The following is a 12,667-nucleotide window of genomic DNA, read 5'->3' as shown; positions in this document are numbered from 1 at the left end:
GAATGTTTTCCCCTGCGCACAACGCAGGGGAAAATCAGGAACCCGCTACAATCATTTAGGAACGTCTTCCGTCTCCGTCTCCGGCAGTGTGACGTTGAGTTCCAGGATGGAGATATCGTCCCCTTTCTGATCCAGCTGAACGGTCACCATATCCGGGTCAATTTTCACGTACTTACATATCACTTCCAAAATATCGCGCTTCAGTTGCGGCAGATAATGGGGCTCACTGTCGCCCCTTCTGCGCTCGGCTACGATAATTTGCAGCCTTTCCTTGGCTATGTTGGCTGTGTTCTTCTTACGGGATAAAAAGAAATCTAATAATGCCATTGGTTATCCCCCGAACAGGCGTTTCAGGAAACCCTTCTTCTCTTCTTCAATAAAGCGGAAGGGGCGTTCTTCGCCAAGCAGGCGATCTACGGTATCAGCGTAAGCTTTACCGGCGTCAGAGTTAGCGTCGAGAATGACCGGCTCACCCTGGTTAGAAGCACGAAGTACTGACTGATCTTCCGGGATCACACCCACCAGTGGTATACGCAGAATCTCCAGCACGTCTTCCATGCTCAGCATGTCGCCACGCGTCACGCGGCCTGGATTGTAACGTGTCAGCAGCAGATGCTCTTTCACCGGGTCCTGGCTATTTTCAGCACGACGCGATTTAGAAGAGATAATGCCGAGGATGCGGTCGGAGTCACGCACGGAAGAGACTTCCGGGTTGGTGGTGATAATCGCTTCATCCGCAAAGTACAGTGCCATCAACGCACCGGTTTCGATCCCCGCAGGGGAATCGCATACGATGAAGTCGAACTCCATCGCGGCCAGGTCGTTTAATACTTTTTCCACGCCTTCGCGGGTCAGCGCATCTTTATCACGTGTTTGTGAAGCAGGCAGGATATAGAGTTGCTCCGTGCGCTTGTCACGAATCAGTGCCTGGTTCAAGGTTGCATCGCCCTGGATGACGTTGACGAAGTCATAAACCACACGGCGTTCACAGCCCATGATCAGGTCGAGGTTACGCAGACCGATATCAAAATCGATCACGACAGTTTTTTTGCCTTTCTGCGCTAAACCGGTTGCGATGGCCGCGCTTGACGTGGTCTTGCCAACGCCCCCTTTACCCGATGTAACTACAATGATGCGTGCCATAAATGTTGATTTCCTTAACGAAAGAAAAGGGGCCTAATAAAGTGTCTGAATGGTGAGCGCGCCCTCTTTAAGGCACAGGCGCGCGGCTTTACCAAAGAATTCCGCCGGAATCTGATCCATGATCCAATATTCCCCGGCAATAGAGACCAACTCGGCTGCGAGGTTGGTACAAAAAATCTGGCTGTCACGTTCGCCACTGGCACCCGCCAGTGCACGACCACGCATCATGCCGTAAATATGAATATTGCCGTCTGCCACCAGTTCGGCACCGGCGCTGACGCTGTTGGTGACGATAAGGTCGGCATTCCGTGCGTAAATTTGTTGGCCTGAGCGCACTGGCGTATTGATGATGCGGGTTTTGCTGGCGGTTTCAGCGACCGGCGCCAGGATTGGCGGGGCTTCTTCAACCACTGGCTCTTCCGCACGCTTGCGATTCTCTTTGCCTTCTGACAACACCGGCAAGCCTGCTCGGGCAATCATCTTTTTCAGGGCTTCATCTTTACAACCACTGACACCGACAATGCGCAAACCGGTGGCGATGACCGCCTGCTGCATCTGCTTCCAGTTGATGTCACCGTTCAGCGCTGACACATTGAGCACCACCGGCGCATTCTGCAAAAACGCAGGTGCCTGGTCGATTTTGTCCTGCAGCGCCTGACGAATCACCTCGGGTTGTGAATGGTGCAGATGAACCACTGACAGGGTAAAACTGCTTCCCTTGAATTCGATTGGCGTTTGCGACATCTGTCCTGACTCAGTCCTGTTTTACGACCCTAAGATGTACGTCGATAAAATCGTCATTAACATCAAACGGTCAATATTCGAAGTTCTGCAAGCATGTTATAGTTACTGCTATATTCAGGCAAGTGACGCCACAGGTTAATTCGAGTAAAAAATATGTTTTGTGTGATCTATAGAAGCCCGCAACGTGAACAAACTTATCTTTATGTTGAAAAAAAAGACGATTTTTCGCGCGTTCCGGAAGAACTGCTGCGTGGCTTTGGTAAACCCCAGCTAGCAATGGTGCTATCACTGGACAAACGCGACAAACTGGCTAATGCAGATATCAATAAAGTTAAGCAAGGTTTAAGCGATCAAGGCTATTATTTACAGATCCCACCACCGGTTGAAAGTCTGCTCAACATTCATCTTGATCAGAGTAAAAAAGTTTAATTCGGATTCATCTGTAAATATTCCCTGTAAAAATCCTCAGTGTTATTTGCATTAATTATTCGCCCGCTTCAAAGCATTATTGCGGGCAATAATTCCAGGTTGTGATCCTGTTTGTTGCGTATGATTAACGACTTTTGACAATTTCCGCCACGTCTGCTGCCATAAAACCGCTAATATAATCCTCCTCAGCTTGCCGCGTTCCGGCACTGAACCTGACCTATCCGCCAGTCAGACTGGCATCAAACACTACTAATGCAGGGGAACAGCATGTATCAGCATCGTAACTGGCAGGGCGCTTTGTTGGATTATCCCGTCAGCAAAGTGGTTTGCGTGGGCAGCAACTATGCGAAGCACATCAAGGAAATGGGCAGTGCCACGCCGACAGAACCGGTGGTGTTTATCAAACCGGAAACGGCGGTTTGCGATCTGCGCCAGCCGCTTTCGATTCCAGCCAACTTCGGCGAAGTGCATCACGAAGTGGAACTGGCGGTGCTGATAGGCTCCACGCTGAAGCAGGCAACGGAAGAGCATGTGGTGAAAGCGATTGCCGGATATGGTGTGGCCCTGGACCTGACGCTGCGTGATGTGCAGGCGGGGCTGAAAAAAGCCGGTCAGCCGTGGGAAAAATCCAAAGGGTTCGATAACTCTTGCCCGCTGTCAGGTTTCATTCCAGTTTCTGAATTCAGCGGCGACCCGCAGGATACTGAACTGAAGTTAGTGGTGAATGGCGAAGTGCGCCAGCATGGCAGCACGGCGGATATGATTCACAAAATCCTGCCGCTGATTGCTTACATGAGCCAGTACTTTACGCTGCGCGCCGGCGATGTGATCCTGACGGGCACCCCGGAAGGTGTCGGGCCAATGCGATCTGGCGATAAACTCGAAATCTCGCTGGCCGGTCACGGAATTACCACCCGCGTACTGTAAAACTTGCATCACCGCACCTAACCCTTTATAAGGTGCGGTCTTATTGCACAACCCGGACCGCGATCATGACTGAACAACCTTTCTGGCAGACAAAACGCCTTGACCAAATGGACGATGCAGAGTGGGAATCACTGTGCGACGGCTGCGGCCAGTGCTGCCTGAATAAGTTGCAGGATGCGGACACCGACGAAATCTACTTCACCAATGTGGCTTGCAATCAGCTGAACATCAAAACCTGCCAGTGCCGTAACTATGAGCGCCGGTTTGAGTACGAAGAGGACTGCATCAAGCTCACGCGTGAAAACCTCACCACCTTTAACTGGCTGCCGCGTACCTGCGCCTATCGTCTGTTAGGCGAGGGCGGGACTTTACCTGCCTGGCATCCACTGGTGGCCGGTTCGAAAAAGGCGATGCATGCGCAGCGTATCTCGGTGCGTTACATTGCGGTGCGGGAAAGTGAAGTACGCGACTGGGAAGATCACATTATCGATCGACCCGACCGTAACGGTTGACGTGAAAACAGGCAGCGAGAGCTGCCTGTTTTATTTTGATTAGCGGCTAAACAGATCGCGGCGTTTTGGCTTAAACGGCTGGGCAATCAGCACCAGTGCGCCAACCAGCAGATACGCGGCAAAGATGACGATCATCCATTGTGGCATGCTCCAGGTCAGGAATGTCCAGCTGCGTTCGGCACAATCACCGCTGGCGACAAATACTGATGGCAGCCATTTATCCAACGGCAGCCAGGTCGGGAAGCGTGCGGCAAAGTCACAAGTAACAAACGGATTCGGGTGCAGCTGAATATTCGTATGTTCAATCGAAAGCATTAATCCCTTATAAGCGCTGTAAAGCCAAATCAGGATAGCGGCCCAGCGCAGTGGCAGGGATTTCGGGGCGAACGCGCCAACGATACCTGCGCCCATGACGCCAAACAGCGCACAACGTTCGTAGATACACATCACGCAGGGCTTCAGTCCCATGACGTGTTGAAAGAAGAGTGCAGTCAGTTCAAAAGCCAGTGCTGTCAGAGCCAGCAATAACCATGCCCCGCGTCCTCGTGAGCATTGATTCAAATATCGCAACATATTGCTTATCCTGTAACCATTAATGCTTCGCAGTGTAAACCAAAAGCGTAACCGTGCCAGCCAGGTAAGGGGAAAAAATCATGTACAAAAATGACTTAAGCCTGATCCAGGCCATATAAAGCGCATTTACTGATCAAGCGGAGGTGGTAGAAGGTCCATACCACGCAAACGAGTGCGTTGCCGTCTGACCGGTTAAAAACACCGCTGAATTTTGCGCCAGCGCGCGCTTTTAATCGGTTGTCAGTCTATTTCCGCTATAGCCGCTCTGGTATGATGAGTGCCATTACGACAAAGAAAGCAATGAGAAATAAATGCTATGGTGATTAAGGCGCAAAGCCCCGCAGGATTTGCTGAAGAGTATATTATTGAAAGCATCTGGAACAGTCGCTTTCCGCCGGGGTCTATTCTGCCTGCTGAACGTGAGCTTTCTGAACTGATTGGTGTCACGCGCACCACGCTGCGTGAAGTTTTACAGCGTCTGGCACGCGATGGATGGTTAACCATTCAACATGGTAAACCCACGCGCGTGAATGATTTCTGGGAAACCTCCGGTCTTAACATTCTCGAAACGCTTGCCCGCCTCGATCACGATAGCGTACCGCAGTTGATTGATAATCTGCTGTCGGTGCGTACCAATATCGCGTCGATTTTTATTAGCCGCGCACTGCGCCATCATCCGGACAAAGCGCGCGAGGTGCTGGAAACTGCACTGAGCGAAGAGGATAAAGCAGAAGCCTACACCGAACTGGATTATCGCGTGTTCCGTGGTTTGGCCTTTGCCTCCGGTAACCCGATTTATGGTTTGATCCTGAACGGTTTGAAAGGGCTGTACACCCGCGTGGGGCGCCACTACTTCTCTAATCCCGAGGCGCGTCAGCAGGCTCGTAGCTTCTATCGTCAACTGGCGGATTTGTGTAGTGCGAATCCCACGCAGGACCAGATTGTCGATACGGTACGTGAGTATGGTCGTCGCAGTGGCGAGATCTGGCATAGCATGCAAAAAAGCATGCCCGATGATTTAGCCAGCAAGCGCTAAAAGAAAACCGGACTTTAACAGTCCGGTTTTTTTATGTTTACAGCGCGGGTCCACGTGTTGGCGACCGGTCCAGCAGATCAACGCTGCCATCTTCGTTCTGTTGTTCCAGAATCACATCGAAACCCCACAACCGATGCACATGCTTCAGCACTTCGCGGCGGCTTTTATCCAGCGGCGCACGTTGCTGTGGCACGTAACGTAAGGTCAGCGAACGGTCACCGCGCAGATCCACATTATAGACCTGAATGTTAGGCTCCAGATTGCTCAGGTTGTACTGTGCTGACAGTTGCTGGCGGATGGCACGATAGCCAGCTTCGTCGTGGATCGCGGCAATTTCCAGGAAGTTATTGCGATCGTCATCCATTACCGTAAACAGGCGGAAGTCGCGCATCACTTTGGGTGACAGGAACTGGCTGATGAAACTCTCATCTTTAAACTCGCGCATGGCAAAGTGCAGCGTTTTCAGCCAGTCGGAACCCGCAATATCCGGGAACCAGTAGCGATCCTCTTCCGTTGGTGACTGGCAGATACGCTTGATATCCTGGAACATGGCGAAGCCCAAAGCATAAGGGTTTATGCCGTTATACCACTGGCTGTTATACGGTGGCTGATACACCACATTGGTGTGGCTGTGCAGGAACTCCATCATAAAGCGTTCCGACACTTTCCCTTCGTCGTAGAGATGGTTGAGGATGGTGTAATGCCAGAACGTCGCCCATCCTTCGTTCATCACCTGCGTCTGTTTCTGCGGGTAGAAATACTGGCTGACCTTGCGCACGATGCGCAGCACCTCGCGTTGCCAGGACTCCAGCAGCGGGGCGTTTTTTTCCATAAAGTAGAGTAAGTTTTCCTGCGGTTCCGAAGGATAGCGCGCCGCTTCCACGTGCACGGACTCCTTCTCTTTACGCGGCAGGGTGCGCCATAAGGTGTTTACCTGGCTTTGCAGATACTCTTCACGGCTTTTTTGCCGCGCTTTCTCTTCCTGCAGCGAGATCTTTTGCGGACGTTTATAGCGATCCACGCCGTAGTTCATCAGAGCATGGCAAGAGTCGAGCAGCCGCTCCACTTCTTCGACGCCATATCGCTCTTCACAATCGGTGATGTAATTACGCGCGAATAACAGGTAATCGACGATGGAGCTGGCATCGGTCCAGCTGCGGAATAAATAGTTATTTTTAAAGAAAGAGTTGTGCCCATAGCACGCGTGCGCCATCACCAGCGCCTGCATGGTCATGGTGTTCTCTTCCATTAGATAGGCAATACAAGGATTGGAGTTGATGACGATCTCGTACGCTAAGCCCTGCTGGCCATGTTTATAGCGTTGTTCGGTTTCAATGAATTTTTTACCGAACGACCAGTGGGCATAGTTAATCGGCATACCCACGCTGGAGTAGGCATCCATCATTTGTTCGGAGGTGATGACTTCGATTTGATGCGGATAGGTATCAAGCCCGTAGCTTTTCGCTACACGGTCAATTTCTGCCAGATAAACATCAAGCAGTTCGAAGGTCCAGTCGGGTCCATCACTGAGTCGTTTACTGCTCCGGGTTGGCTCGTCAAAGATTGTCGTCATAGCGCACCTCTGTTTTGCAAGCGGCAGGCAACGGATTGTCACCTGTCACGATCGTTTAAGGCTTCATCCTGAGAAAGACGGCCCAATAAAACTGAGCGAACACTTCAATGATAGTCCACTGTCGCTTATCCGAAACCGGAACTCAATCGAATTCTTTTGGCAGAAAATCATTCAAAAATCGTCGCTTAAGTCATTACTGATGACAACTGTTGGTTTTTATCTAAGTTACAGAATAAAGTTCTGTTTATAAGTGCATTGTATGACTGCGGCGCTTTCTCCTGAAAAAAGAGAAAAGCACTCCCTTGCGCATAATAAATTGCTGATTAATGGTTTTATGGCATAAAAAATCCTGATTTTTGCACTACCTCATGATTTCTGTGTGCAGGAAGGTGAAAAACATGTGAAATATGTCTGTCGAATGTAAGATAAGAAGTGCTGCCTGGTTATGCTGATTCAGGCGGCATTCATAGTTGATTATGCTTTTGCCGCGGCGAGGGGCTTATGCGCGTAGTGATTCTTGGAAGTGGTGTCGTGGGAGTGGCGAGTGCCTGGTATTTGGCGCAGGCTGGACATGAGGTGACGGTCATTGATCGCCAGCCGGGGGCCGCGCTGGAAACCAGTGCCGGCAACGCTGGCCAGATCTCTCCAGGTTATGCGGCGCCCTGGGCGGCACCGGGCGTGCCACTGAAAGCGGTAAAATGGATGTTCCAGCGTCACGCGCCATTGGCCGTCCGCCTCGACGGCAGCAAGTTCCAGCTGGAATGGATGTGGAACATGCTGCGTAACTGTGACATGCGCCATTATCAGGAAAATAAAGGACGCATGGTACGTATCGCGGAATACAGTCGTGATTGCCTGAAAGCATTGCGCGCCTCGACCGGTATCGCCTATGAAGGCCGACAGGGTGGCACCTTGCAGTTGTTCCGCACTCAGCAACAGTTTGAGAGCGCCAGCAAAGATATTGCCGTGCTCAAAGAAGCCGGCGTGCCATACGAACTATTGGAAGCACACCAGCTCCACAGCGTTGAACCGGCGCTGGCCACGACCGCACACAAACTGACCGGTGGGCTGCGTTTACCGAACGATGAAACCGGAGACTGCCAGCTGTTTACGCAGCGCCTGGCCGAGATGGCAGCCGCTGCGGGTGTCACCTTCCGCTATGACACCCAGGTTGATCAACTGCTGCGTGAAGGCAATCGCATTTACGGTGTGAAGTGTGGTGATGAGGTGGTTAAAGCGGATGCCTATGTGGTGGCCTTTGGTTCCTACTCGACCGCGTTGCTGAAAGATATCGTCTCAATTCCGGTTTATCCGCTAAAAGGCTATTCCCTCACCATTCCGATTAAGAATTCCGACGCTGCACCGGTGTCCACCATCCTCGATGAGACCTACAAAGTGGCGGTCACGCGCTTTGACGATCGCATTCGCGTGGGAGGCATGGCGGAAATTGTTGGTTTTAACACCAAACTGACGCCTGCACGACGTGAAACGCTGGAGATGGTGGTCAGCGATCTCTATCCTGAAGGCGGTTTTGTTGAACAGGCCACGTTCTGGACAGGATTGCGTCCGATGACGCCGGACGGCACGCCGATTGTCGGGCGTACGCCGCTGTCCAATCTCTATCTCAACACCGGTCACGGAACGCTGGGATGGACCATGGCCTGTGGTTCCGGTCAGCTATTGGCTGATTTGATTTCCGGTCAGAAACCGGCGATTGCCGCAGACGATTTGTCAGTACTGCGCTACCTGCCGGGTTTCGAACCCCATTCGTCGCCGTTGCGTAACGCTAACGCGGCGCGTTGAGACCTCAGGGAGAGCACAAGCATGTCACGTCCTACTGGCGCCACCATTAACCAACAGGCGCTGCGCCACAATCTGGCGATTGTACGGCAGGCTGCACCGCAGTCGCGGGTTTGGTCAGTGGTCAAAGCCAATGCATACGGGCACGGTATCGCGCGTGTCTGGCAAAGTCTGGCAGAGACCGATGGTTTCGCGCTGTTGAATATGGAAGAAGCGATTCTGTTGCGTGAGCAGGGTTGGAAAAAACCGATTCTGTTGCTGGAAGGTTTCTTCCATGCTGAAGATTTAACGTTGATCGATCGTTATCGCTTGACCACCAGCGTGCACAGCAACTGGCAGATTCAGGCGCTGGCCAAAGCTTCACTTTCTGCACCGGTTGATATCTATGTGAAGATGAACAGCGGCATGAATCGGCTGGGTTTCCGTCCTGAACAGGTTCAGGCGGCGTGGCAGAAACTGCGTGCGCTCCCTAACGTCGGTGAGATGACGCTGATGGCGCATTTTGCGGACGCGGAAAACCCGGAAGGACTTATCGAACCGATGAAGCGCGTTGAACTGGCCGCCGAAGGTTTGGATTGCCCGCGCTCGCTCTCCAACTCTGCCGCCACGTTGTGGCATCCTGAAGCGCACTTTGACTGGGTGCGTCCGGGGATCATTCTCTATGGCGCATCGCCAAGTGGGAATTGGCAGGATATTGCCAGCAGCGGCTTGCAACCTGTGATGACGCTGAACAGTGAAATCATTGGTGTGCAGCAGCTCAGTGCCGGTGACGGTGTGGGCTATGGCTATCGCTATCATGCATCGGGCGCACAGCGCATTGGTATTGTGGCCTGCGGCTATGCAGATGGCTATCCACGCCATGCGCCAACCGGCACGCCAGTGAGCGTCGAGGGTATTCGCACCCAGACGCTGGGCGCGATCTCCATGGATATGATGATGATTGACCTCGAACCTTGTCCGCAGGCCGGGATTGGTTCCAAAGTGGAACTGTGGGGCAATCAGGTGAAAATCGATGAGGTGGCGAAAGCCGCCGGCACGGTGGGCTACGAGCTGATGTGTGCACTCGCGCCCCGCGTACCGGTTGAGATTATTTAAGCGCGGTCACGCTGCCGTGCATCTTCTTACTGCAGCGCCAGGCAATCAGGGCCAGCGCTGCACCTAAAACCATCATCAAAGCCAGTGCTGATTTTTCTGCAACCGGCAATGCCACAATCATCAGGCTGCCACCTGCGCCGCAAGCCATCTGAATAAAGCCCTGCAATGCCGCGGCAACCCCCGCTTGCTGCTGATACGGCTCTAATGCGTAGCTGGTGGCCGGGCCAACGGTAAAGGCCAGTCCCGCAACCGACACCGCCACTGGAATCATATACAGCGCCCAGTGTGTCTGCCATGCGGCAGGCAACAGCGTCATCCCCGCCAGCAGCAAAATGGCACCTAACAGCATAGTGACAAAGCCCATCGCCAGGCAGAACGGGCGTCCGGCTTTACGGATAGTCTTATTCACAAACGCACTGACCAGCATGATCCAAAAGCCGTTGGCACCAAAGGCAAAGGAGAATTGCAGGGGCGTCAGACCCCCTTCCGTCATCAGCACGTGAGGTGCCAGTGACACATAAGTCAGCACCATGCCGAGCGCACCCGCATTGGCAAAGGCGAAGGCAAGAAAACGCGGTTCACGTGCAATCGCCGCGTATTGCGCCAGCGGCAATCCTTTAACTCGCAGCGTATCGGCAGGACGGGTTTCCGGCAGGCAGAACACCACAATCAAACCAATCACGGCAGCATAGCCACACAGGAACCAGAAGGGCGCACGCCAGCCGTAGGCTTCAGCAAGGATGCCGCCCAGCAATGGCGCCAGTGCCGGCACAATATTCAGTGCACCATTCAGGAAACCATAGGCGCGTGCGGCTTCATCACCGCTTAAACGATCGCGCACGCCACTGAAGGCCACCACAGCACTGCAACAGACCGCGCAGCCCTGAATCAAACGGGCGAGGAAGAACACCGGCCATACGGTGGCGGTCGCAGCCACAGCGCTACCAACGATGTAGAGTGCCAGGCCAATCAGCGCAATCGGCTTACGGCCAAAATTATCCACCAAAGGTCCGGTCACCAGTTGGCCGATGCCCATCACCAGTAAGAACAGCGGAATGGTGATCTGAATCAAACTGACCGGGCTGTTCAGGCCTTCAGCGATTTGCGGCAGAGTGGGAAGGTAAAGATCGATGCCGAGCGGTGCCAGCAGCACCAGGCTTAAAAGCAGCAGGGTAAATTTTTGCATCTGAAACCAGAAACGTCCTGTTAAACAAGCGGGAAGGGTAATGACTTAGCCGGGAAAAAGAAAGGAATAAAAAAGCGATGTCTGCTGGACCAACACAGACATCGCGTCGAGGGTAGGATCAGTAAGCGCCGTCGCGGCGTAACACTACGCCTGCGGTTTTGAACAGAATGGCAATATCGGTCCACAATGCCCAGTTCTTCACATACCAGGAATCGAAATAGACGCGGGTGTCGTAGTCGATGTCGTTACGACCACTCACCTGCCACAGCCCCGTCATGCCTGGTTTCGCCATCAGGTAATAATCGACATCCCCTGCGTAGCGTTCCAGCTCAGCTTCGATAACCGGACGTGGTCCCACCAGACTCATCTCACCACGAATCACATTCCACAACTGCGGCAATTCGTCGAGACTGGTTTTACGCAGGAAGCCGCCAATTTTGGTGATGCGTGGATCGTTCTTCAGTTTGAAATCACGATCCCACTCGGCACGCGCTTCTTCACTGGTTGCCAGCAGGTTTTGCAACACTTCCTGCGAGTTGGTGACCATCGAACGGAACTTGAGACATTTAAACTTCACACCGTCTTGCCCAACGCGTTCATGTCCATAAATGGCATTGCCGCCATCACGTTTCACCATAGCACACAGCAGACCAAATACCGGGGCAAGGAACAGCAGCAACAGTGATGCCACCACGATATCGAAAGTACGCTTGAGGAAGCGGGATGAGCGTTTCGCCAGATTGTTGCTGACGCGCAGGATCATCACTTCGTGGCTGAAGATGAATGACATATCAGTGCCATACAGCGGCACACCGCGCAGGGTTGGAATCACGGAGATGGAGCGGCACTTCATTTTGGACAGAAACTTCAGCCATTTATCGCGCACCACCTGCTGTTCAAACTCAGTGGCGACGATAAATTGCGTGTTGTCGCGATCCATGGTTTGCCAGTTGATGTCTTTCCAGGTGATCACGGGTACACCATTCACGTTCTCAGGGTGGTGCTCATCTTCCAGTGAGATAAAAGCCTGGACGTTGTAGCCGAGGATTTCCTCACTCTGCAGGGCTGCATAAGCTTCCATGGCATTCTTGCCTGAACCAATGATGATGGTCTCTTTCTGCCACTGACCTGCGCGGTTAATGGCACGCTTGACCACCGCACGCATCAGCGGCAGCAGTAGCAGTGCGTAAGTCCAGCTAAACACCCAAACCATGCGCGAAAAATCCCACTTGGAGAAGGCAATCAGCGCCAAATCCAGCAGCGAGAAGACGAACAGGGTTTTAACAATCTCTTTTAACTCGAACCAGAACGGTTTGCGGTAAGTGTAATGACGCATGCGCACCCAAAACCACGCGGTGCAAAGTACAGAAAGCCCTAATTGAGCGATGAAGCGGTACTCAATCTGCTGCGGCGGAATAAAGGTGTCCAGTTCTCCCCAAATACCCTGAACGGTTGCTGCAGATAAAAACAAAGCCAGATTCAGAGCAATTAAATCCGAAAAGCTTAAAGCGACTTTTGCGATGAGATTTTTACGCAATCCGCTCCACGAGCGGGTTGCATCATTCATTACCAATGTACTTGCCATAAAACCTGCTCTCTTTTCTTAAGTAAAAGATGGCCTGACCAGAATCAAGTACGCGCTCAGGAGT

Annotated in this window: 13 protein-coding genes; 6 read left to right on the top strand and 7 right to left on the bottom strand. The window is 52.6% G+C overall.

The genetic code is table 11. The features are described 5' to 3' along the window. Positions 1 to 51 precede the first annotated feature (51 nt). Genes minE through minC form a run of 3 tightly spaced genes read right to left on the bottom strand, consistent with a single transcriptional unit; the run spans position 52 to position 1,887 of the window. Positions 52 to 327, bottom strand: coding sequence for a cell division topological specificity factor MinE (minE, locus tag AC6I8L_RS10720; RefSeq protein WP_034828741.1), 276 nt, complete (start codon positions 325 to 327; stop codon positions 52 to 54). Between the two features lie 3 nt (positions 328 to 330). After that, positions 331 to 1,143 carry a septum site-determining protein MinD gene (gene minD / locus AC6I8L_RS10715; RefSeq protein WP_034828743.1) on the bottom strand — a complete coding sequence of 271 codons (813 nt, stop codon included), beginning with the start codon at positions 1,141 to 1,143 and terminating at the stop codon, positions 331 to 333. A 33-nt stretch (positions 1,144 to 1,176) separates the two neighbouring features. Further along, the gene (gene minC / locus AC6I8L_RS10710) at positions 1,177 to 1,887 is read right to left on the bottom strand and encodes a septum site-determining protein MinC (RefSeq protein ID WP_058959844.1); all 711 of its coding nucleotides are present in this window, start codon (positions 1,885 to 1,887) and stop codon (positions 1,177 to 1,179) included. A gap of 153 nt (positions 1,888 to 2,040) precedes the next feature. Between minC and AC6I8L_RS10705 the strand changes: the two genes are divergently transcribed. The 3 genes from AC6I8L_RS10705 to ycgN all read left to right on the top strand — a co-directional run bounded on the left by AC6I8L_RS10705 (position 2,041) and on the right by ycgN (position 3,755). Then, positions 2,041 to 2,316 (top strand): YcgL domain-containing protein, encoded by a 276-nt coding sequence (locus tag AC6I8L_RS10705; protein WP_058959843.1) that lies wholly within the window; start codon positions 2,041 to 2,043, stop codon positions 2,314 to 2,316. A gap of 267 nt (positions 2,317 to 2,583) precedes the next feature. Beyond that, a complete protein-coding gene (locus tag AC6I8L_RS10700) occupies positions 2,584 to 3,243 on the top strand; it encodes a fumarylacetoacetate hydrolase family protein (protein ID WP_034828748.1) in 660 nt (219 codons plus the stop codon). Positions 3,244 to 3,308: 65 nt separating this feature from the next. Next, positions 3,309 to 3,755: a cysteine cluster protein YcgN gene (ycgN, locus tag AC6I8L_RS10695; protein ID WP_034828749.1), complete on the top strand. Its 447-nt coding sequence runs from the start codon at positions 3,309 to 3,311 to the stop codon at positions 3,753 to 3,755. 39 nt (positions 3,756 to 3,794) lie between these two features. Here ycgN and dsbB read toward each other — a convergent pair whose 3' ends face one another. Further along, positions 3,795 to 4,328, bottom strand: a complete 534-nt coding sequence (gene dsbB, locus AC6I8L_RS10690; protein ID WP_034828752.1) for a disulfide bond formation protein DsbB — start codon at positions 4,326 to 4,328, stop codon at positions 3,795 to 3,797. A 316-nt stretch (positions 4,329 to 4,644) separates the two neighbouring features. On the opposite strand from dsbB, the gene fadR reads away from it, so the two are divergent. Then, a complete protein-coding gene (fadR, locus tag AC6I8L_RS10685; protein WP_034828755.1) occupies positions 4,645 to 5,364 on the top strand; it encodes a fatty acid metabolism transcriptional regulator FadR in 720 nt (239 codons plus the stop codon). A gap of 37 nt (positions 5,365 to 5,401) precedes the next feature. Here fadR and AC6I8L_RS10680 read toward each other — a convergent pair whose 3' ends face one another. Then, positions 5,402 to 6,937 carry a SpoVR family protein gene (locus tag AC6I8L_RS10680; RefSeq protein ID WP_058959842.1) on the bottom strand — a complete coding sequence of 512 codons (1,536 nt, stop codon included), beginning with the start codon at positions 6,935 to 6,937 and terminating at the stop codon, positions 5,402 to 5,404. A 501-nt stretch (positions 6,938 to 7,438) separates the two neighbouring features. Here AC6I8L_RS10680 and AC6I8L_RS10675 point away from each other — a divergent pair. Together AC6I8L_RS10675 and dadX are read left to right on the top strand one after the other, a co-directional pair. Next, positions 7,439 to 8,740, top strand: coding sequence for a D-amino acid dehydrogenase (locus AC6I8L_RS10675; RefSeq protein ID WP_058959841.1), 1,302 nt, complete (start codon positions 7,439 to 7,441; stop codon positions 8,738 to 8,740). A gap of 21 nt (positions 8,741 to 8,761) precedes the next feature. Then, the gene (gene dadX / locus AC6I8L_RS10670) at positions 8,762 to 9,832 is read left to right on the top strand and encodes a catabolic alanine racemase DadX (protein ID WP_058959840.1); all 1,071 of its coding nucleotides are present in this window, start codon (positions 8,762 to 8,764) and stop codon (positions 9,830 to 9,832) included. Here the strand turns inward: dadX and AC6I8L_RS10665 are convergent. Then, complete coding sequence (locus AC6I8L_RS10665; protein ID WP_058959839.1) at positions 9,825 to 11,018, bottom strand: multidrug effflux MFS transporter; 1,194 nt, start codon at positions 11,016 to 11,018, stop codon at positions 9,825 to 9,827. The two genes, dadX and AC6I8L_RS10665, sit on opposite strands and share 8 nt — an antisense overlap. A gap of 118 nt (positions 11,019 to 11,136) precedes the next feature. Continuing rightward, the gene (wbaP, locus tag AC6I8L_RS10660; protein WP_058959838.1) at positions 11,137 to 12,603 is read right to left on the bottom strand and encodes an undecaprenyl-phosphate galactose phosphotransferase WbaP; all 1,467 of its coding nucleotides are present in this window, start codon (positions 12,601 to 12,603) and stop codon (positions 11,137 to 11,139) included. Positions 12,604 to 12,667 lie beyond the last annotated feature (64 nt).

Source organism: Type-E symbiont of Plautia stali (genome assembly GCF_059731115.1).
Note: the sequence above shows the minus strand (reverse complement) of the source record. Positions and strands in the feature narration are given on the sequence as shown.

Bases quoted from the DNA above. Each gene is read 5' to 3' on its own strand.
- AC6I8L_RS10680 (WP_058959842.1), bottom strand. From the start codon at position 6,937: ATGACGACAATCTTTGACGAGCCAACCCGGAGCAGTAAACGACTCAGT.
- ycgN (WP_034828749.1), top strand. From the start codon at position 3,309: ATGACTGAACAACCTTTCTGGCAGACAAAACGCCTTGACCAAATGGAC.
- fadR (WP_034828755.1), top strand. From the start codon at position 4,645: ATGGTGATTAAGGCGCAAAGCCCCGCAGGATTTGCTGAAGAGTATATT.
- AC6I8L_RS10700 (WP_034828748.1), top strand. From the start codon at position 2,584: ATGTATCAGCATCGTAACTGGCAGGGCGCTTTGTTGGATTATCCCGTC.
- minE (WP_034828741.1), bottom strand. From the start codon at position 327: ATGGCATTATTAGATTTCTTTTTATCCCGTAAGAAGAACACAGCCAAC.
- wbaP (WP_058959838.1), bottom strand. From the start codon at position 12,603: ATGGCAAGTACATTGGTAATGAATGATGCAACCCGCTCGTGGAGCGGA.
- dadX (WP_058959840.1), top strand. From the start codon at position 8,762: ATGTCACGTCCTACTGGCGCCACCATTAACCAACAGGCGCTGCGCCAC.
- minD (WP_034828743.1), bottom strand. From the start codon at position 1,143: ATGGCACGCATCATTGTAGTTACATCGGGTAAAGGGGGCGTTGGCAAG.
- AC6I8L_RS10675 (WP_058959841.1), top strand. From the start codon at position 7,439: ATGCGCGTAGTGATTCTTGGAAGTGGTGTCGTGGGAGTGGCGAGTGCC.
- dsbB (WP_034828752.1), bottom strand. From the start codon at position 4,328: ATGTTGCGATATTTGAATCAATGCTCACGAGGACGCGGGGCATGGTTA.
- minC (WP_058959844.1), bottom strand. From the start codon at position 1,887: ATGTCGCAAACGCCAATCGAATTCAAGGGAAGCAGTTTTACCCTGTCA.
- AC6I8L_RS10665 (WP_058959839.1), bottom strand. From the start codon at position 11,018: ATGCAAAAATTTACCCTGCTGCTTTTAAGCCTGGTGCTGCTGGCACCG.
- AC6I8L_RS10705 (WP_058959843.1), top strand. From the start codon at position 2,041: ATGTTTTGTGTGATCTATAGAAGCCCGCAACGTGAACAAACTTATCTT.